Source organism: Flavobacterium sp. IB48, assembly GCF_016405855.1.
Classification (GTDB): Bacteria; Bacteroidota; Bacteroidia; order Flavobacteriales; family Flavobacteriaceae; genus Flavobacterium; species Flavobacterium ginsengisoli.
Map to the genome: position 1 here is coordinate 1,115,288 of NZ_JAEFCA010000001.1, position 20,694 is coordinate 1,135,981.

Annotated in this window: 22 protein-coding genes; 9 read left to right on the plus strand and 13 right to left on the minus strand. The window is 33.4% G+C overall.

Annotated elements, in window-relative coordinates; genetic code table 11:
• Nucleotides 1–27 precede the first annotated feature (27 nt).
• From JC605_RS04770 to JC605_RS04785, 4 genes are all read left to right on the plus strand, one after another.
• Nucleotides 28–1,851 carry a LysM peptidoglycan-binding domain-containing protein gene (locus tag JC605_RS04770; RefSeq protein ID WP_198855098.1) on the plus strand — a complete coding sequence of 608 codons (1,824 nt, stop codon included), beginning with the start codon at nt 28–30 and terminating at the stop codon, nt 1,849–1,851.
• Between the two features lie 46 nt (nt 1,852–1,897).
• Nucleotides 1,898–2,863, plus strand: a complete 966-nt coding sequence (locus JC605_RS04775) for a DUF4837 family protein (protein ID WP_198855099.1) — start codon at nt 1,898–1,900, stop codon at nt 2,861–2,863.
• A 168-nt stretch (nt 2,864–3,031) separates the two neighbouring features.
• Entirely contained in the window at nt 3,032–3,673 is a 642-nt protein-coding gene (locus JC605_RS04780; protein WP_198855100.1) for a DUF1579 domain-containing protein, read from the plus strand.
• Between the two features lie 155 nt (nt 3,674–3,828).
• Complete coding sequence (locus tag JC605_RS04785) at nt 3,829–4,275, plus strand: GNAT family N-acetyltransferase (protein WP_198855101.1); 447 nt, start codon at nt 3,829–3,831, stop codon at nt 4,273–4,275.
• A 70-nt stretch (nt 4,276–4,345) separates the two neighbouring features.
• Here the strand turns inward: JC605_RS04785 and JC605_RS04790 are convergent, their stop codons facing one another.
• From JC605_RS04790 to rnpA, 4 genes are all read right to left on the minus strand, one after another.
• Nucleotides 4,346–5,149 (minus strand): OmpA family protein, encoded by an 804-nt coding sequence (locus JC605_RS04790; RefSeq protein WP_198855102.1) that lies wholly within the window; start codon nt 5,147–5,149, stop codon nt 4,346–4,348.
• A 3-nt stretch (nt 5,150–5,152) separates the two neighbouring features.
• Nucleotides 5,153–6,790, minus strand: a complete 1,638-nt coding sequence (locus tag JC605_RS04795; RefSeq protein WP_198855103.1) for a S41 family peptidase — start codon at nt 6,788–6,790, stop codon at nt 5,153–5,155.
• 2 nt (nt 6,791–6,792) lie between these two features.
• On the minus strand, nt 6,793–7,638 hold the full coding sequence (locus JC605_RS04800; protein ID WP_198855104.1) for a DUF4349 domain-containing protein: 846 nt from the start codon (nt 7,636–7,638) through the stop codon (nt 6,793–6,795).
• Between the two features lie 70 nt (nt 7,639–7,708).
• A complete protein-coding gene (rnpA, locus tag JC605_RS04805; RefSeq protein WP_198855105.1) occupies nt 7,709–8,113 on the minus strand; it encodes a ribonuclease P protein component in 405 nt (134 codons plus the stop codon).
• A gap of 125 nt (nt 8,114–8,238) precedes the next feature.
• Between rnpA and JC605_RS04810 the strand changes: the two genes are divergently transcribed.
• From JC605_RS04810 to JC605_RS04820, 3 genes are all read left to right on the plus strand, one after another.
• On the plus strand, nt 8,239–8,985 hold the full coding sequence (locus JC605_RS04810; protein WP_198855106.1) for a 1-acyl-sn-glycerol-3-phosphate acyltransferase: 747 nt from the start codon (nt 8,239–8,241) through the stop codon (nt 8,983–8,985).
• A 45-nt stretch (nt 8,986–9,030) separates the two neighbouring features.
• The gene (locus tag JC605_RS04815) at nt 9,031–10,026 is read left to right on the plus strand and encodes an acyl-ACP desaturase (RefSeq protein WP_198855107.1); all 996 of its coding nucleotides are present in this window, start codon (nt 9,031–9,033) and stop codon (nt 10,024–10,026) included.
• Nucleotides 10,027–10,168: 142 nt separating this feature from the next.
• Nucleotides 10,169–10,822, plus strand: a complete 654-nt coding sequence (locus JC605_RS04820; RefSeq protein WP_198855108.1) for an HD domain-containing protein — start codon at nt 10,169–10,171, stop codon at nt 10,820–10,822.
• A gap of 334 nt (nt 10,823–11,156) precedes the next feature.
• Here JC605_RS04820 and JC605_RS04825 read toward each other — a convergent pair whose 3' ends face one another.
• The 6 genes from JC605_RS04825 to JC605_RS04845 all read right to left on the minus strand — a co-directional run bounded on the left by JC605_RS04825 (nt 11,157) and on the right by JC605_RS04845 (nt 15,696).
• Nucleotides 11,157–12,083, minus strand: a complete 927-nt coding sequence (locus JC605_RS04825; RefSeq protein WP_198855109.1) for an alpha/beta fold hydrolase — start codon at nt 12,081–12,083, stop codon at nt 11,157–11,159.
• A gap of 61 nt (nt 12,084–12,144) precedes the next feature.
• Nucleotides 12,145–12,267: a hypothetical protein gene (locus JC605_RS23835; protein WP_255562386.1), complete on the minus strand. Its 123-nt coding sequence runs from the start codon at nt 12,265–12,267 to the stop codon at nt 12,145–12,147.
• Between the two features lie 188 nt (nt 12,268–12,455).
• Nucleotides 12,456–12,581: a FeoB-associated Cys-rich membrane protein gene (locus JC605_RS04830; protein WP_198855110.1), complete on the minus strand. Its 126-nt coding sequence runs from the start codon at nt 12,579–12,581 to the stop codon at nt 12,456–12,458.
• Between the two features lie 7 nt (nt 12,582–12,588).
• On the minus strand, nt 12,589–14,688 hold the full coding sequence (gene feoB / locus JC605_RS04835) for a ferrous iron transport protein B (RefSeq protein ID WP_198855111.1): 2,100 nt from the start codon (nt 14,686–14,688) through the stop codon (nt 12,589–12,591).
• Complete coding sequence (locus tag JC605_RS04840; RefSeq protein ID WP_008465698.1) at nt 14,688–14,927, minus strand: FeoA family protein; 240 nt, start codon at nt 14,925–14,927, stop codon at nt 14,688–14,690. The genes feoB and JC605_RS04840 overlap by 1 nt, the downstream gene beginning before the upstream one ends.
• Before the next feature lie 103 nt (nt 14,928–15,030).
• Nucleotides 15,031–15,696, minus strand: coding sequence for an SCO family protein (locus JC605_RS04845; protein ID WP_198855112.1), 666 nt, complete (start codon nt 15,694–15,696; stop codon nt 15,031–15,033).
• Nucleotides 15,697–15,922: 226 nt separating this feature from the next.
• Here JC605_RS04845 and JC605_RS04850 point away from each other — a divergent pair, with 226 nt between their 5' ends.
• Nucleotides 15,923–17,980, plus strand: a complete 2,058-nt coding sequence (locus tag JC605_RS04850) for a M13 family metallopeptidase (RefSeq protein ID WP_198855113.1) — start codon at nt 15,923–15,925, stop codon at nt 17,978–17,980.
• Nucleotides 17,981–18,048: 68 nt separating this feature from the next.
• Here the strand turns inward: JC605_RS04850 and JC605_RS04855 are convergent, their stop codons facing one another.
• Genes JC605_RS04855 through hemB form a run of 3 tightly spaced genes read right to left on the minus strand, consistent with a single transcriptional unit; the run spans nt 18,049 to nt 19,797 of the window.
• Nucleotides 18,049–18,447 (minus strand): c-type cytochrome, encoded by a 399-nt coding sequence (locus JC605_RS04855; RefSeq protein ID WP_198855114.1) that lies wholly within the window; start codon nt 18,445–18,447, stop codon nt 18,049–18,051.
• Nucleotides 18,448–18,458: 11 nt separating this feature from the next.
• Nucleotides 18,459–18,800: a cupin domain-containing protein gene (locus JC605_RS04860; RefSeq protein ID WP_198855115.1), complete on the minus strand. Its 342-nt coding sequence runs from the start codon at nt 18,798–18,800 to the stop codon at nt 18,459–18,461.
• Between the two features lies 1 nt (nt 18,801).
• Nucleotides 18,802–19,797: a porphobilinogen synthase gene (gene hemB, locus JC605_RS04865; protein WP_198855116.1), complete on the minus strand. Its 996-nt coding sequence runs from the start codon at nt 19,795–19,797 to the stop codon at nt 18,802–18,804.
• A gap of 264 nt (nt 19,798–20,061) precedes the next feature.
• On the opposite strand from hemB, the gene JC605_RS04870 reads away from it, so the two are divergent.
• Nucleotides 20,062–20,694: a hypothetical protein gene (locus JC605_RS04870; RefSeq protein ID WP_198855117.1), complete on the plus strand. Its 633-nt coding sequence runs from the start codon at nt 20,062–20,064 to the stop codon at nt 20,692–20,694.

Here is a 20,694-nt window from a genome sequence, read left to right on the forward strand (position 1 = left end):
AATTACAGAATTTTAAAATAATGTTATATGATTGTAAAAAAATTATCATTAGTGGTTTCGGCTTTCTTCTCGTTAGCTGTCTGTGCTCAAGAAACGGCAAAGACAGATGTAGAATTGAAGCCAGAGGTTAAACTTTCATATTTAGATTCTATTAAAAGTACTTTCAAAAAAGACAATCTAGCTACAAAAGTAGACAGTCTTTGGATGAACGAATTAGTAAGTCTAGATATTTATGATGATCTAACCAAAGACATTCAAACCATTAACAAAGATGTTACTGTTGATGAAGAACTTCCAACCGAATTGCTAAAACAGCGTTTGGCGGCGATGAATCAGAAATCACCTTTTGAAATTCAATACAATCAAGGTTTAGAAAATATAATAAAGTCATTTCTTAAGAACCGTAAAAAATCGTTTTCTCGATTAATGGCTTTATCAGAATATTATTTCCCAATGTTTGAGGATGCTTTTGCAAAACAAAACGTTCCTCTGGAAATAAAATATTTAGCCGTTGTAGAATCTGCTTTAAATCCTAAAGCAGTTTCTAAAATGGGCGCCACGGGTCTTTGGCAGTTTATGTACGGAACCGGAAAACAATACGCTTTAAAAATTGATTCTTATATCGACGAAAGAAGCGATCCTCTTAAAGCTACAGCAGCAGCTTCAGAATACATGACCAAAATGTTTAATATTTTTGGAGACTGGGAACTGGTTTTAGCTTCTTATAATTCAGGTCCAGGTAATGTTACTAAAGCAATTCGTCGTTCTGGCGGAAAAACAAAATACTGGGACATTCGTAATTATCTTCCAAAAGAAACTCAAGGTTACGTTCCAGCTTTCTTAGCAACAATGTACCTTTTTGAATACCACAAAGAACACGGAATTAACCCAGAAAGAGCCGTAGTTAAAAACTTCGAAACAGATACTATAGCAGTCAAAAATCAAATGTCTTTCAAACAGATTGCAGATTTATTAGACATGCCACAATCACAAATTCAGCTTTTAAATCCATCTTATAAAATGGGAGTTGTTCCGTTTTACCAAGGAGAACAGCATTTTATTCGTCTTCCAAAAGATAAAGTAGCAACTTTTGTTTCAAACGAAGATCAGATTTATGCTTATGTGAAGTATGATTCTGAAATGAAATCAACTAATTCAAGATTAGCTATAAAGTATACTCCAAAAACAAAACCAGCGGTTGCAAAACCAGCAACAGCAGTTGAAAGTGGAGATTTCGAATTTTACAAAGTTAGAAAAGGAGACAATTTAGGCGCAATCGCTTCTAAGTATAATGTAAGTATTAGCGAGCTTAAAAAATGGAATAATTTAAAAACAAATGCCGTTGCAATAGGCAGAAGTTTAAAAATTAAATCTGAAGAACCTTCACCATCAGCTATTAAAGCAAATGCAGTTATAGATAAAAAAGAAGAAGCTATTGCTTCTGCTGAAGAAAAAACGAAACCTACAGCAGTCGATATGGACTATGTTGTAGTAGCTGGAGATAATTTAGGTAGCATTGCAAAGAAATTCGGTACGACTATTGCGGAGTTAAAAGAACTTAACGATTTAACTTCAAATAACATTGGTTTAGGAAAAACACTTATTATTTCTAAAGCAGCAATAGTTATAGAAGAGCCAGCTTCAACAGCAATTGCATCAAACTCGGTTGATTCATTCAAGAAAAAAGCACCTTCTAAAAACGTTAGCGAAGATTATTACGTTAAGAAAGGAGATTCTTTATACAGCATTTCTAAAAAATATCCTGGAGTAACAATTTCAGATATTAAAAAATGGAATGGTATTAAAGATGAAGATATTAAACCGGGAATGAAACTTAAAATAAACGGATAATAGAAAAATCTTATTAAATTTGGGTTTTATTTCATAAATTAAAAAAATGAATAAAACCCATTTTTTATTGCTATTACTTCCGTTTTTCCTGACTTCTTGTTTCAAAAGTGAAAAACAAGAAACAGTCTCAGGGAAAACAAATACCATTTCGGTCATTATAGACGACCAGTTATGGTATGGAGAAGTGGGCGATAGTATTAGAAATAAATTTGCCTCACCAGTTCTTGGACTCACTCAAGAAGAACCACTTTTTACCATTAATCAATATCCTGCGAGATTGCTAGAAGGTTTTGTTACCGATAGCCGAAGTATTATTGTGGTAAAAAAAGCTACAGCTGATAAATTCGAAATCATTCGAAGCAAAAACCTTCCACACAATACTTTTCGTATTTACGGAAAATCAGTAGATGATATTATTTGCAGTATAGAATTAAACTCAGCTCAAATAATAAAAATTATTCACGATGCCGAAATTCAAAAGATTCAAGAAGATAATAGTACTTCACTATTGAATAAAGCCATTATAAAAAACAAATTCCATATTAATATTCAGATTCCGACAGGATATGAATACATGTTGCACAAAAGGAATTTTATCTGGCTTAAAAAAGAAATCATAAGCGGTAATACTAGCTTACTGATCTACCAAATTCCGCTTAGCAATTTTAAGAAGAAAAAAGATGTCGTAAATGCAATTGTCAAAATGCGTGATTCGGTTGGCAAATACATTCAAGGACGCGAACCCAATACGCAAATGATTACCAGCGAAGCTTACGCACCGTATTTTTCAAAGGTAACCTTAGACAATAAAGACGCCTTTGAAACAAAAGGAACTTGGGAATTGAAAAACGATTTCATGACTGGGCCATTTATCAATTACGCTATAGTAGATCCAACTTTCAATCGTGTTTTGGTTATCGAAGGATTCTGTTATTCGCCATCACATCAAGAACGTGATCTAATGCTAAATCTTGAGGCAATTATAAAAACAGTTAGAATCGATAAACGATAATGGTTTTTACTTTAGGTTTCAAGTTAATAAAGTTGCGTGATAAAATCTGCGCATTTCTCTGAGAACTTCACGATAAAATAGACAAGGCACATCAACTTAGAAACAGAAATTCGAAACCACGATTTTTTTTCGTAATTTTATTTGTAACAAACATTAAAACAAATAGTTATGAAAAAATTAACCGCAATCTTAGCAATAATAACCTTATGTTTAGTTTCATGTAAAAAAGAAGTAAAAACTGAAACGGATACTGCAAAAGACTCTCTGGCCGTAAAAACGGAAGAACCACTTATTGAAGAGCCATTAGATTCTGCTGCGCAAATGAAAGCTTGGATCGCTTATGCAACTCCAAGTGAAGCACATAAATTAATGGCCGATGAAGTTGGAAGTTGGAACTGCGATATGACATTTTGGACAGAACCAAATGGTAAACCACAAAAATCGACCTCAGTAGCAGAAATCAAAATGATTTTAGGAGGACGTTATCAAGAAGCTGTTTATAAAGGAACAATGATGGGGCAACCTTTTGAAGGAAAAGCTACACTTGCGTACAATAACGCAAGTGAAGAATATACCAGCACTTTTATCGATAATATGGGAACAGGAATGATGGTTGGCATGGGAAAATACAATCAAGCAGCAAAGAGTATGGAATTTAAAGGCGAAATGGTTAATCCTGTTAATGGCGAGAAAACACCATATCGCGAAATTTATACAATCGTTGATCCGAAAACCAGAAAAATGGAAATGTTCGATATGAAAAACGGATCTGAATATAAAAGCATGGAAATTGTTATGACGAAAAAGTAATTTTTCTACAAGACACAAATTACAAATGAGCAAAGGCATAAAGTTTATATATGAATATAACTTTGTGCCTTTGCTATTTCTATTAGAAACTTTAGCATAGCAAAAAAAAATATAACTTAGCGTCTTCGTGCCTTTGTGGCAAAAAATAAGGAAGAATGGATTTAAAATGGAAAATAAAGCCTTTTGAGGCATTAACTGTTCATGAGTTATATGATTTACTCAGATTGCGTAGTGAGATCTTTGTAGTAGAGCAAAATTGTGTTTATTTGGATCTAGATGGTAAAGACAAGAAAGCATTGCACCTAATTGGAGAATTTGAAGGTAAAATCGTTGCCTATTCTCGCTTATTTGATGCTGGAATTAGTTTTGACAATGCTTCAATCGGAAGAGTTACTGTAGATGCAAATTACAGAGATAAAAAATGGGGGCATGAATTAATGCAGGAAGCGATTGCGGGAATTAAATCTAATTTTGGAAAAGAAAAAATAACTATTGGCGCGCAATTGTATCTAAAGAAATTTTACGAAAGCCATGGTTTTGTTCAAACCAGCGAAATGTATTTAGAAGATGATATTCCGCATATTGAGATGATTCGAGAATAACTAAATAATGAAATAAATACGCAATAAGCATAGAATCTTAGTAACTCAGCATCTTAGAAGCTCTAAAAACTTAGATTTTAGTAATCACAAATTCTACCCTACGATCGTAATTATCGCCTTTTCCTAACGGATATTTATTGCCGCAGCCTATATAGGTCATGCGGCTTTTTGATATTTTTTTTGAAATTAAATAATGGAAAACAGTTTTTGCACGGTTCCAAGAAAGCCTTCTTTCTTTAGTATCTCTGTCAATTCCATCGCTATAAATTTCAGGTGTGCAGCAAACATGTCCGCGAATTTCAAAATTTAAGTTTCGATGATCTTGAAGAGTTATGGCAATTTTATCTAATTCCTTTTTAGAATTGGGAGTTAATCTAGCACTTCCAATATCAAATAAAATAGACTCTAGGCAAACTTTATCTCCGACTTTTAAAATGTCTTTGAAGGAAGAATGAATTCCTTTTCCGAAACTATTTTTCTTAACAACAATTAAATCAACCCGCCGATTTCGCAGACGTGTTTCGTGCAGATTTTCTACAGTATCTGCTTTTACAACAACACGTCCTTTTCCTTCTAGAATAACAATTTTACTTTGATTGAAGCCTTTTTTAACTAATAGATTCTGAATTGTATTGGCCCGATTATTAGATAATCTAAAATTATACTCGTCGTTGCCGCGATCATCGCAATAGCCATAAATCTGTATAGACTCTACTTTAGAAGTGTCTATGTTCTTTATAAAGTTAGAAACCACATTGATTTGCTTTTCTGTCAAATCATACCTGTCAAATTCAAAGTAAATGGTTTCAACAGGTTTTTGCTGTGCGTTTACTGTATAAAATGAAAAAAGAATCAGGGCTAGAGGTAACTTCATTCACTACATTTTTAAAATCGTTTTATATTCTGTTTGGTTATTTAATACACTAACTGCTCTTTTAATTTCTGAATTGTTTTTTAGATAATACTGATACAAACCTTCTTGATATTGATATCTCTTAATCAATTCTTCCAAGATCATGTTTTTAATCTCTTTTTGGTTTTTATCCAGTAAAGTCGTTTCGCTTTTTTCTAAAGCATTTAACAATTGCTGATATTCGGCAGTAATCGTCTCGTCTATTTTTTCTTTTTTAGCTGCAGCTAAAGTATTTTTCAAAGCCACTTCGGTTTCTGTATCGAAAGTGATTTTGTTGGTTTTTAGGAATTGTTTAAAAGCCGCATAATCTGCATCGGTAAGAGTTGGAATCTTATCCCCTAAATTTGGATTTTTGTAATAATATGATGTAGCATAATCAAAAACGCCATCGTTTTTGGTTAAAGCAGTAGCAATCGGACTTATTTTAGTTTCTTCTAATTCGATATCTGGTAAAACTCCACCTCCGTCATAAACTGTTCTTCCTTTTCTGGTTTTAAAAGCGTTGAAGTTTTTTGCTTCTGTTTTTTGAGCCACACCGTTTTTGTCTTTATGCGCATAATCCAAAGCTTGAATACATCTTCCAGAAGGTGTATAATATCTAGAAATAGTAACTTTCAATTGCGTTCCATAAGTTAAATCAACAGAGCGTTGTACCAAACCTTTACCAAAACTTCTGCTTCCTAAAATAACAGCACGATCCAAATCTTGTAAAGCACCCGAAACAATTTCAGATGCCGAAGCGCTTCTTCCGTTTACTAAAATTGCCAACGGAATTTCAGTATCTACCGGTTCTTTCTGTGTTTTATAAGTATTATTATGTTTTTCAATTCTAGATTTAGTTGTTACAATAACTTCATTCTTCGGAACAAATAAATTACAGATATCAATTGCTTCGTTTAATAAACCTCCTGGATTTCCTCTTAAATCCAAAACAATTTGTTTGGCTCCGTCAGCTTTTAATTTTTCAAGAGCGTCTTTTACTTCAGCAGAAGCTTTTCTGCTAAAATGCGCTAAAACAATGTATCCTGTTTTATCATCAATTTTTCCGTAAAAAGGAACCGATTTAATATCAACTTCATCCAAAACCAAAACCGTGGTGCTTGGTTTTCCTTGACGTAGATATTTGATGTTGATTTTAGTGTTTTTTGTTCCTTTCAATAATTGAGAAGCATCGTCTTTAAAATCGGCAATCAAAACATCACCTATTTGGATAATTTCGTCTCCCGCTTTAAGTCCCGCTTTATCTGCCGGATAATTTTTATAAGGTTCACGAACAATTAAACGGTCGTTTTTTCTAGAAATCAAAGCGCCAATTCCGGTATATTCTCCAGTATTATTGATTTTAAAGTTAACTACATCCTGTTCGTTAAAATAAACCGTGTACGGATCCAGACTTGCCAACATGCTTTTGATCGCTTTATCCATCAAATCTCCTGGATTCGTTTCGTCAACATAATTGGTATTTACGGCCTTGAACAAAGTCGTGAAAATTTCGATCTGTTTGGCAATTTCAAAAAAATCTTCTCTAAAACTGGTTCCAACAAACAACATTCCCGCCGCAGCGACTGGTATAATAAATTTCTTCTTGAAATACGGATACATGATTATTCTTTTTTTCTTCTTTTTAATCTTTTTCTAATAAAATAGGCAAATACAACAAATAAAATGACAAACGGCCAAGCGCTTAATAATGAAAGCAATAAATCGGACAATGTATAAAATCCAGATTCAATTGCGCTCCAAAGTTTAGAGCCGTAAGATATTTTGACACCCTCTTTTTCAGGTATTGTTTTATAAAATTCAATAGTGATTGTACTTTCAGAAACGCGACTTTCCAGATATTTCAGTTGGCCTTCTTTGGATTCTATTTCTTCACGAATAGTCGAAATTTGTTCTTCAATCTCTAAAATCTCACTAACCTTATTGGCTTTCTTTAAAATTTCTAGATAACGTTCTTCTAGCTTTTTCTTTGTTTTTAATCTTGAAGTCAGATCAATATATTGTTCTGTAACATCTTGTGCAGAGATGTTTTTAACTTCAAAATACGAAACACCTTTCGAAACATCATTTATAAAACGGTCAAAATTCTGACTAGGCACTTTTATAGTAAGATTTCTAAAAAGAGTTGCAAAATCTTTTCCTTCAGAATCGTTTATAATTCTAGCCTTACTATTTGCAACAGCTTTTTGAATTTGAGCGAATGAATTTTCTAAATTATCGGTTTCAAATTTTAAAGTTGCTTCTTTTATAATTTTTTGTTCGACTTGTTGATCTACCTTCGGAGGCGGAGGTGCTTGTAGTGGATCTGCTTGTCGGTCATAAGAGACGCTTTCTGCTTTTGCAGGCATTTTAACCGAAGAAATGATTACATTTTCATCAGCCGAAGCTCCAGTTTTGCTACAGCCAGAAAGAACTAAAATAAAAACAACTAAAAGGAGAAGATGTCGCATAAAATTTCAATTTAGAGCTAAAACTACGATTTTTTTGTCTAACTTGATTAATAATCTTACGTTTTGAAATTTATGCTTCTGTTTTTGTTTCAGAATCCAGAGGTTTGTTAATTTGAGTTGCAAATTTCTCAAATAACTGAATCATTTTGGTATTGATTTCTTCGTAAGATAAACGGTCTTTGGTTTGATAAAAAAGCATTATCGAATATGGCTGATCCAAGTTATCCAAAAGTAAATGTTTGTTCAAACGATAGGTTTCTCTCAAAACTCTTTTAAAATAATTTCGATCAACGGCTTTCTTGAAGTATTTCTTTGAAACTGAAACGCCTATCTTGGTTTGTTCTTCTGAATTTGCTTCGACCTGACGGTAAACCAAACGAAGCGGATATTTAGATACCGATTTTCCTTCAGAAAACAGTAATCCAATCGTAGTTTTGCTTTTTAAACGCTCGTTTTTAGGGTAAGTAAAGTTCATTTAATTCAGAAAAAATTTGCAAATTCTAGTGCAAAGGTACAATTAAACCATAAAAACAGTTATTGTTTTCAATTTTAATAAGTCTAAAAATATATTTACTACTTTTGCGCATTAATTTTTGAAGCATGGAAAAAATTATTTCTTATCCAATATCGGTAATTTACTATTTATTATTTGGTTTATGTTTGGTTGTTTTTCACCCAATTCAATGGATTTGTTTAAATGTTTTTGGTTACCAGGCTCACAAAAAAAGTGTTGATTATTTAAATTTCTGCCTTTTAAAGTGTACAAACCTTGTTGGAACAAGATATACGATTGAAGGGGTAGACACGGTTCCGAAAGGTGTGCCAATCATTTTTGTGGCAAATCACCAAAGTATGTACGATATCGTGGCAATGATTTGGTACTTTAGACGTTTTCATTGTAAATTTGTAAGTAAGAAGGAGTTAGGTAGCGGAATTCCAAGTGTTTCTTATAATTTGAAATATGGAGGATCTGTCCTAATTGACCGAAAAGACCCTAAACAAGCGATACCAGTTATCAAAGGCTTGTCTGAATATATCGAAAAAAACACAAGATCTGCCGTTATCTTTCCAGAAGGAACAAGAAGTAAAACGGGAGTACCAAAAGAATTTGCGCAAAGCGGTTTAAAGATTTTATGCAAATATGCACCATCTGCATACGTTGTGCCCGTGAGTATCAATAATTCTTGGAAAATGGTAAAATTTGGTTTTTTTCCTGTTGGTTTAGGAAATCATCTGAAGTTTACAGCTCATCCAGCTTTAGCTGTCAAAGATTACAAGTTTGAAGAGCTCATGGAGATTACTGAAAAAGCAGTTAAAGAAGGAATAAATGAATATAAACAGGTTTAAGTTTTAGTCCGAGCTAAAATGTAAAACCCAAATCTATAATAAGTAATGTCTATAAAAAACATTAGATTAGAAGTAATGCAGTTTTTGGAAAAAAACGTGGATAGCTTCGTTGAACAGTATTTAATTCCAGTGGAAAAAATTTGGCAGCCGTCGGATTTCTTACCAAATTCTCAAGGAGAAAACTTCTTTGAAGAGGTAAAAGAATTACGCGAAATTGCTAAAGAACTTCCGTACGATTTCTGGGTTACGCTTGTTGGTGATACCATCACAGAAGAAGCATTGCCTACATATGAATCATGGTTAATGGATGTAGAAGGAATAGATCAGCAAGAAGGAAGTCAAGGAAACGGCTGGGCTAAGTGGGTAAAACAATGGACTGGCGAAGAAAACCGTCACGGAGATCTTTTAAATAAATACTTGTATTTGTCTGGTCGTGTAAATATGCGTGAAATCGAAATGACAACACAGCATCTTATCAACGACGGTTTTGATATTGGAACTGGAACTGACCCATACAAAAACTTTGTGTACACTAGTTTTCAGGAATTAGCAACTTATGTTTCGCACAATAGAGTAGCTCAGATAGCTAAGAAATTTGGCGATAACAAGTTGTCTAAAATGTGTAAAATGATTGCAGGTGATGAAATGCGTCACCACCACGCATACAGTGAATTTGTTACTAGAATTTTCCAAGTTGATCCAAGCGAAATGATGTTGGCGTTTCAATACATGATGAAACAAAAAATCGTTATGCCGGCTCATTTTTTAAGAGAATCTGGTCAAAAAATAAGCACAGCTTTCGAACAATTCTCAGATTCTGCACAACGTATTGGTGTTTACACAGCAAACGATTATGTTGAAATCATGCAGAAATTAATCAACAAATGGGAAATTGACAAAATCACCAATTTGAATGACGAAGCAGAAAAAGCACGTGATTACTTAATGAAATTGCCAGCACGTATGGCTAAAATCTCTGAAAGAATTGTGATTCCTAAAGAATCTCATATCTTTAAATGGGTTGAACCAGCGAGACTTTAAATTTTAGATTTCTGATTTTAGATTGGAATTTTTAGATTGAAATTTAAAAAAGCAACATTGTTGCTTTAAAATATATTGTTGATTGTTGGAGAATTAAAATTTTCAACAATCAACTTTTTTTATAAACCGTAAAAACTTCTGTATGAGCGATTCAGCATTGATTATTAAAACTATTGCTTTTGTTAAAGAAAAACTAAACGATGCCGAAGGCGGACACGATTGGTTTCATATAGAACGTGTTTTTAAAAATGCTCTTTTGATTGCCAAAGAAACAGAATGTGATCTTACAGTGGTGCAATTGGGTGCTTTATTGCATGATATTGCCGATAGCAAATTTCATAACGGAGATGAAACTATTGGACCGAAAACAGCAAGAGCGTTTTTAGAAGCCGAAAATGTTTCTGAGGATATAATTGCGCATGTTGTTAATATCATTGAAAATATCTCTTATAAAGGCGGAAATTTCGAAAGAAAGTTCTCTTCGGTTGAATTGGATGTTGTTCAAGATGCAGATCGCTTAGATGCAATTGGAGCAATTGGCGTTGCAAGAGCTTTCAATTATGGAGGATTTAAGAACAGAGCTTTATATAATCCAGAAATTGCTCCTGTAACCAATATGACAAAAGAGGAGTATAAAAACAACAACGCCCCCACGATAAACCATTTCTATGAAAAGCTTTTGTTGTTAAAAGATAAAATGAATACCCAAAAAGGAAAAGAAATCGCTGCCGAAAGACATCGTTTTATGGAAATTTTCCTCGCTCAGTTTTATGCAGAATGGGAAGGGTTGAAGTAGATTTAATTTAGATATAAGAAGAAAAACGGCTCTAATCTAGAGCCGTTTTTTTATTTGGTGATGAATTTCTCTATAGAGACTTATGCAGATTTATAATCTCGATTTTAAAAAACACATAATTATAAAAGCGCATAAGAATCCTATTGAAAACCACAATAACTTTGTAATGCTATTATTTCTAACCATTTCTCTTTTTTCAAACCTTGTCATTTGGAATGTATTTTAAACACTTCAAAAGTAATTTTATAGAGAGTATGATTATACCAAGAAAAGTCTTTAAATCATTAGAATAAGACAATTTTTCTTTTAGTCTTAGTCGTCTTTCATCTTTTCCTTATGTAAGTTTCTGAACAAATCTCTCAATCACATTTTTAAATTCCTTGTTTTGTTCGTAATACAAAATATGTCCGCCCTTAATAATCTTAACTTCTTGATTTGGGAATTTGAACAGTCGATAATGTTCCGGACCAATATTGTTGTCTTTGGTTCCTGAGATTATTAGAGTTGGAACTTTAATAGAAGCAGTTTCTTTTGTAAAATTGCCAAAATATAACGGACCGCTTAGTGCATGCTGAGCAAAAGAGGAATTTCTTTTTTCACTATTATCAATGCTATCCAGTTTTTCAACATTTGCTCTATTGTCAGACAACATTTTATAATCTAAGTCAGCTTTTTTAATTTTTGTTTTAGCTTCAAAAAATGTGTTTAAGATTGAATCCTTGCTTTTTACTGCAAAATCTTCTCCAAGAGTTTTACCCATAAAAGCAATTTGATTCAAAAGAGAATCGTTAATATCTAGCGTGGCATTCAATAGAATTAAACCTTTTACATGTTGAGGATGTTTCTCAGCATATTTAGTGGCTAAAATTCCTCCGAATGAATGTCCGATTACAAATACTTTATCTGTTTTAAGATAAACTCGAATTTCTTCAATATCAGCAATCATTCTGTCCATGCTGTAATTGTTATCTGCAGAAGATCCTGAGCGGCCGCATCCTCTTTGATCGTAATAACACATTTTGAGTTTATCTTCTAAAACATTTCCGCCAAATTCTTCAAACGACTTGCTCCAAGCGCCAGGACCGCCATGTACAAAAATGCAGACATCTCCTTTTCCTGAAACTTTCAAAAATAAAGGAACTCCGTCTGAAGTTAGGAAAGTATTATTTGAATTTTGTTTTGCATCTGTTTTTGTTTGAGAAATTCCGCTCTGAGCAAAACATAAAAATAGAAAGAAAAATAAAGGAGTTTTTAAATTCATTTGAAAGTTTTTTTTGCTGTTTTAATATGATAAAAGTATAATTAAAACAGCAGAGAAAAAACTAATGATTGGTTTTCATTGTAAAATAGGTAATAACCACTGCGCAGAAAAAACCTATTGCAAACCACAACAATCGGGCAACTCTATTATCCCGAATTACTTCCATTCTATCTTCTGGTGTCATCTTAAATATATTTTAAGCACCAAAATTAATCTTAGAAAATATACTAATTAGCTGTTTTAAGTTTTTAAAACAACAGAATAAGACATTTTTCTCATAAAAAAAGCTTCAAATAGAAATCAAAATCTATTTGAAGCTTTTAGCATTTAGTCGTAGTGCCTTAGAATCTTAGCGTCTTAGAACCTTAAAAATTACGAACATCCGCAATCGGTTCCGCCGCCGCAGTCTTTTTTCTTTTTAGATTTAAAAAAGAATTTTTTGATTAGGAAAGCAACCGCTAATCCTAATATCGCAAAGGCTATAATTTCTTGAAACATAACTTTTTTATTTTAAAAGTTGATACGCAATTAATGCGGCAAAATAGGCCAATCCGCTCATGAAAACTAACTGCATTGCAGGCCATTTCCAGGAATTGGTTTCTTTTTTTGTAATGGCCAATGTACTGGCACATTGCATAGCAAAAGCATAGAATAACAATAAAGAAATTCCCGTTGCAAAGTCAAATACTTTCTTTCCAGTATCTGGGCGAACTTCTGCTTGCATTTTGCTTTTTATGGTCGATTCGTTGTCAGTATCTCCAACGCTGTAAATAGTCGCCAAAGTTCCAACGAAAACTTCACGCGCAGCAAACGAACTAATCAAGGCAATTCCGATTTTCCAATCGTAACCCAGTGGCTGAATTACTGGTTCAATCGCGCGTCCCATTAATCCGATATATGAATTCTCTAATTTTTGAGAATTAACTTCATTTTCAAATTGTGTTTCGTCTAAAGTTGTATTGGCAAATCTTTCTTTTACAATAGTTTCTGCTTCGTTGAATTCTTTTCCTGGTCCGTAAGAAGCCAAGAACCATAATATAATCGAAATGGCAAGAATGATTTTTCCTGCTCCAGCAATAAATGCTTTCGTTTTTTCTACCACATTGATTCCGACGTTTTTGAAAAGAGGCATTTTATAGCTTGGCATTTCAACCACAAAATAAGTTTTAGATTCTAATTTTAAAACTTTATTCAAAATATAGGCAGATAAAATTGCGGCAAAAAAGCCTAAAACATACAGCGCCATTAGTGTTAATCCTTGAACATTTAGAAATCCGAAAACACGTTTGCTAGGAACAACAAGCGATATAATAATGGCATAAACGGGTAATCTAGCAGAACAAGTAGTAAATGGCGTTACTAAAATCGTAATAAGACGTTCTTTCCAGTTTTCAATGTTTCTAGTTGCCATAATTGCCGGAATCGCACAAGCTGTTCCAGAAATCAAAGGCACGACACTTTTTCCTGAAAGTCCAAACTTACGCATGATTTTATCCATCAAAAACACTACGCGGCTCATATATCCGCTCTCTTCTAAAATCGAAATGAATAAGAACAATACGGCAATTTGCGGAATGAAAATAACGACTCCGCCAATTCCCGGAATAATTCCTTGCGAAAGTAAATCGGTTAAAATACCGCTTGGCAATTCTTCTGCAACCCAGCTGCTTAATGAAGCAAAAGTGCTGTCAATGAAATCCATCGGAATAGTTGACCAGCTGAAAATTGATTGGAAAATCAAAAATAAGATAGCAAAGAAAATGAAATAGCCCCAAACCTTGTGAGTTAAAACGCGATCCAGTTTTGCACGAATATCATTTGCCATTGAAGCATCGACCTTTAAACCTTCTTTTAAAACATCATTGATAAACTGATATCTTTTAATCGTTTCTTTTTGCTGTAAGCGCTTTAATTCTGAATGCGATTTGGTAAATGTGCTTCTGATTTCATTTCGATCTAAATTCAAAAAATTGACATCTTGCGTAATTACCAGCCATAATTTGTACATTAACTGGTTTGGAAAAGCTTTTTGTAATTTTTCAAAATATTCTGGATCAATTACAGAGGCATTTAAACAAGGCTCACTCGGAAGTGTTTTATAAGAAACAATTAGTTCTTTTAATTCTTCAATTCCTAAACCTTTACGCGAACTTACTAAAGCAATTTTTGTTTTTAGTTTATCTTCTAAATGCGGAATATCTAAAGAGATTCCTTTGCGTTCCATACGATCTGACATGTTGATGACCAAAATCGTTGGAATTTCAAGATCTTTTATCTGTGTGTAGATTAGCAGATTTCGTTTCAGATTTTCGACATCTGTTACAACAACTGCTACATCTGGATATAATTTATCGTTTTTGTTTAACAAAAGCTCGATTACCACACTTTCGTCCATCGAACTTGCGTTCAAACTATACGTTCCGGGTAGGTCTAGAATATTCGCTTTTACGTTATTTGGTAATTTACAAAATCCGATTTTCTTCTCAACCGTAATTCCAGGATAATTTCCGACTTGTTGGTTAAGACCTGTTAATTGATTGAAAACAGAAGTTTTTCCTGTATTAGGATTTCCGATAAGGGCAACATTAATATTCTGAACACTCATTACAAATTGGTTTTGATAAGTTCAACTTCAATTTCACGAGCTGTTTCTATACGAATTGCAACATGAGAACCATTAATATCTAAATATAACGGATCGCCAAAAGGTGCAACTTGAAGCAATTCAACTAAGCTGCCAGGAAGACAACCCATTTCTAATAATTTAAGTGGAATAAGATCGATATCAAAATCTTTGATAATGGCTTTTTCGCCTTTTTTCAGAGTGTGTATTGTATTTTGCAAGCTTATTTAGATTGAATTTAGATTGCAAAAGTAGGCAATTATTCTTTATTTCAAGGCATTTAACACTTCGACAAATGCTAAATGTTTCTAAAAATAAGGGATTTTACTCTTGAGACAAGAATTCGATGTCTTCTAAAAGGCGTTTTACATCTTCTTTATTTGTTCCATCATAAAAACCTCTAACGCGGCGTTTTTGATCGACCAAAACAAAATTCTCGGTATGCACCATATCATAAAGCTGATCTGGTCTTCCTAATTTAACAGCCAAGTATGATTTTCTGGCCATAGTGTAGATTTCTTTTTTATCGCCAGTAACCAAATTCCATTTGCTGTCTACAACATGATGTTTTATAGCATATTCTTTTAAAACCGAAACACTGTCTACTTCTGGAAAAACAGTATGAGACAACAGCATTACTTTCGGATTATTTAAAACGGCTTTTTGAACTTCTTCTAGATTAGTTGTCATTTTTGGACAAATAGATCCGCAGGTTGTAAAGAAGAAATCGGCAACGTAAATTTTTCCTTCGTAATTTTTCTGAGTAATGGTATCTCCGTTTTGATTGATGAAAGAGAAATCGGCAATGGTGTGGTACTTGCTTTTATACTGAACGGTACTATCAACCAATTCAGGATTTACATCGGCAGGATTGTAAATTGGAAGTGTCTTTTTTGGTTTTAATGCAGAGTAAAACAAAGATATCGTAACAACCGAAAATACTATTAAAACAATAAAGAATTTGCGGTATTTGTATAAAAGCGATTTCATAAAAATAATTTGGCGCAAAAATACAAAAAGCAGATTTTAAAAACTTTACTGAATTATTTTTTTAACAGGCTTTTGTAACTTTTACTAAGTATTGTAGACAAATACCTCAGTGCTAATTTTCTATTTGTGAAATTTATCTGTCTTTTTGACTTTGCAGTTAGAATTTTAACACAATTTTTGAAATAATAACAATATGTTTGTATTTTCCCTTAAACTATAATTTTTTATGAAAAAACAATTTGCTAAACCTGTGTTTGGTGTGATATCTGCAATGTTTGCAATTACTGCATCCCAGGCACAAAATGCTCCAAAGGAACCGGGTATCAATGTTTCGTATATGGATACGAAAATTAGTCCAAGTCAGGATTTTTTCAAATATGTAAACGGTACTTGGCTAGAAAAAACAGAAATTCCAAGTGATCGTACGACTTGGGGAAGTTTTAATGAACTGATTAAAAAAACTGACAAAGATGTAATGGCAGTTTTGCAAGATGCTTCAAAAAATCCAAAGTACAAATCTAATACAGATCAAGGAAAAGCAATTAACCTGTACAATACTTATTTAGATTCTATTGGAAGAAATAAAAGAGGAATCGAGCCTTTAAAACCTTATCTGAAAAAAATCGATGCAATTAAAAACATTGCTGATGTTCAGAAATATTTGGTTGAAATGGAAAAAGAAGGAAATGCTGGATTTTTCGGAATTTACATTGGAGCTGATGATAAAGACAGTTCTAAAAACTCTGTAAATTTAGGTCCAAGCGAATTAGGACTTTCTGATAAAGATTATTATACTTCTGACGATAAAGATTCGAAAGAGAAACGTGCAAAATACGAATTGCATGTTGCGAGAATGCTTCAGTTTATTGGAGAATCTCCAGAAAAAGCAAAACAAAGCGCTGCTGAAATTTTAGCTCTTGAAACAGAGTTGTCGCAACCAAGATTAAACAGAGTTGAAAGAAGAGACAGTCGTTTGCAATACAATCCAATGACAATTGCTGAACTTCAAAAGCTAACTCCATCGATCAAATGGAACGAATATTTTGCTGGTTTAGGAATCATTAAATTAGAAAGTGTAATTGTGTCTGAGCCTAAATATATGACAGCTTTAGAAACTGTTTTCAAAGAAAACAAAGTTGCACAATGGAAAGAATACTTAAAATGGGATCTGTTAAACAATTCTGCAACTAAGTTGACAACAGCAATTGATAATGCTAATTTTGATTTTTATAGTAAAACATTAAGAGGAGCAATTAAACAACTTCCTGCAGATGAGAGAGGGCTTGCAGTCGTAAATCGCAATGTTGGAGAAGCACTTGGTAAATTGTATGTAGAGAAAGTTTTTCCTGCCGAAGCAAAAACTAAAGCGCTTGACATGATTCATAACGTTATTACGGCTTACCAAAACCGTATAAACAATTTGACTTGGATGTCTACAGATACAAAAGCTAAGGCAATCGAAAAGTTGAATAAAATTACCATAAAAGTTGGATATCCTGACAAATGGAAAGATTACTCTGCATTAACGATCAAAAGTATTGCTGAAGGCGGAACATATTTTGAGAATAATAAAAACATTGCAAAATGGAATTTCCAAAAAGGCATTGAAAAATTGGGTAAACCAGTTGATAAAACAGAGTGGCATATGTCTCCTCAGACAGTAAACGCCTATTACAATCCATCTTATAACGAAATTGTATTCCCAGCTGCAATACTTCAGCCACCTTTCTATAATTATCAAGCTGATGAAGCAGTTAATTATGGTGGAATTGGTGCGGTAATCGGACACGAGATTTCTCACGGATTTGATGATTCTGGAGCACGTTACAATGCTGAAGGAAATTTAGTAGATTGGTGGACAGAAGATGATTTGAAACAGTTTACCACTTTAGGAAACGATTTGGCAAATCAATACAGTGCTCTTGAGCCATTGCCAGGCATTCACGTTGATGGTCATTTTACATTGGGTGAAAACATTGGAGATTTGGGAGGAATTAATGCAGCTTACGATGGTTTGCAATTGTATTTGAAGCAACATGGAGACCCAGGTTTAATTGACGGATTTACTCCTGAGCAAAGATTCTTTATTTCTTGGGCTACCGTTTGGAGAACAAAAACAAGAGATGAAGCAATTAAAAACCAAGTAAAAACAGATCCGCACTCACCAGGAATGTACAGAGCTTATGTGCCAATTCAGAATGTTGATGCTTTCTACAAAGCTTTCGATATTAAGAAAGGTGATAAAATGTACGTTGAACCAGAAAAACGAGTTAAAATCTGGTAATCATAAATTTTTATAATACTAAAAAAGGCGCTTGATAAAAGCGCCTTTTTTTATGAGATAAAAGTCAATTATTTCAAATGACTGTAGATGTAAGCTTCAATTGCTTTTAATTCTTCATCAGACATAGCCTGTGTTATCGCAAAATTGGTTTTCATAACCTCAAACTGACTTGGGTCAACAATTGGTTCTGCATTTCCTTTCAGAAAAGTAACAATATCGCCATTTTTGTCTTTATAGATTTTGGCAATTTCTTTAATGCTTGGCCCAACTACTTTTTGATCTGGCTGATGGCAAGCAAAACAATTTCCAGCTCCTTCAAAAAGCTGTTTTCCCAATTCTTCTGGACTTTTAGCCTTCGCCGATTCGCCTTCAGAAACAGATTCGGTTGCTGCGTTTGTTGACTCAGAAGTTTCTTTTTTGCAAGAAGCTAATGCTAAAACTGCAGATAGGAATAATACCTTTTTCATGTTTTTAGATTTTATTCAATTGTAATTCGGTCGTTATTTGTTGATGGCTGCGATATCACTAAAAAATCCAATTGTTCTTGGTTTTCATTGGCAATATAATGCTGTGTTTTCGCTTCAATCAACAAACCTTGATTTGCATTTACAATTTCAGTTTTTTCTCTATGATAAAAAGTTGCTGTGCCTTTTAGAATGAAAAAGAACTGCTGAGCATGATTATGAAAATGCAGTTTTTCTTTGGTTCCGCTTGGCATGCTTTCTTGTTTGACAGATAAACCTTCAGTATCTGCCAAAACCCAGCTGTCGCAATTGTCTCCCCATAAATAATGAGAAGCATTTTGTTTATCGACGATCATCTTATTTGTTTAATAAAATTGCAGCTTCTTTTGCGAAGTATGTCGAAATAAGATTAGCGCCCGAACGTTTGATGCACATTAACTGTTCCATCATAATTTTGTCGTGATCCAGCCAGCCTCTTTCAGATGCCGCTTTAATCATAGCATATTCTCCAGAAACCTGATAAACAGTTACAGGAACATGTACAGTATTTTTTATTTCGCGAACAATATCCAAATAAGCAATTCCTGGTTTTACCATAACCATATCTGCGCCTTCTTCTACGTCAGACAAAGCTTCTTTAATTGCTTCGATGCGGTTGGCATAATCCATTTGGTATGTTTTTTTGTCTTTTGGAACCACAACATCAGCTTCTTTTGGAGCAGAATCTAAAGCATCTCTAAATGGACCGTAAAAAGCTGAAGCATATTTAGCAGAATAACTCATAATTCCAACATTCTGAAATCCTGCCGCATCTAAACCTTCGCGAAGGCGTAAAACGCGTCCGTCCATCATATCACTTGGCGCAACAAAATCGGCACCAGCTTCTGCGTGCGAAACGGCCATTTTTACTAAAGCATCAACTGTGCTGTCATTTTCTACATCGCCATCTTTTATGATTCCGTCATGACCATAAATTGAATACGGGTCTAAAGCCACATCTGGCATAACGATCATTTCTGGACAAGCAGCTTTTATGGCACGAATAGCTTGTTGCATTAATCCGTTAGAATTCCAAGCTTCTTTTCCAGTATTGTCTTTTAGATTTTCGCTAACTTTTACATAAATATTTACAGCGCGAATTCCTAAATCATAAAGTTCTTTTACTTCTTCAACCGTTAAATCTATAGATCTTCTGAAAATTCCAGGCATAGACGGAATTTCGACTTTTACATTTTCTCCTTCAGCAATAAACATTGGAAACATAAAATCCGATGGACTTAAACTGGTTTCACGAACTAAAGAACGAATTGATTCATTTACTCTTAATCTTCTGCCTCTTTGTAATGGGAACATATAATTTTAGATTTAAAATTTTAGATTTTAGATTTTGATCTGAATTTGAAATCAGATTCATAAATCTGTATTCTAAAACTGCAGTTGTTTTTTTATTTTTTTGAAGTTTACCTTACTTTAATAGGTGGCGCAAAGTTAAAGAAAAAGGAACAGAATAAGGCGTTTAGCTTGCCTCAGAATCCGTTAATATTATCTAAAAATTTAGATTTTTTATTGTTTGAGCCAAAGCATGGTTTTTCAGAATATTCCATCTAAATTTGTAAAATGAAGAAAATTCTCGCTTTATTATGCTGTCTGCTCTTAACGAGCTGTTTTGAGATTACCGAAAGAATCAAACATCACGACGATCAAAGTGGTGAATATACGCTGATGGTCGACTTTTCGAAATCCTGGTTTAAGACCAAATCGGCTATTTGGTTGGAAGAAGTTGATGGTGTGAAAATTCCGAACGAACAGGAAATTACCGCGAAACTTAATGATTTTAAAGAAAAAGCGTTGAAGATTGATGGAATTTCAAATGTTGTTACAAAAACAGATTTTCAGAATTACGTTTTCATTATCAAACTTAATTATGCCAATTTAAAAGCGTTAAACGCAGTTGTAAATACGATAAACAATCAGCGCGATCAGATTCACTTTAGCGGAAGCGGTAAAACTTTTGAAAGAATTGCCTCGTATCCAATTCCCGAAAAAATAGTAAATGACCCAAAGAAAAAGAAAGATCTGGAAGAAGCCAGAATTATTTCTATTTATACTTTCGATAAAGATATTTTGTCTGTTGATAATACAAACAGTCAAATTTCAAAAAATAAAAAAACGGTTTTTTTAAAACAAAGTATGTACAGCGTATTTAAGAAATCGACCTTAATGAATAATACCATCCAATTAACGCCTTGA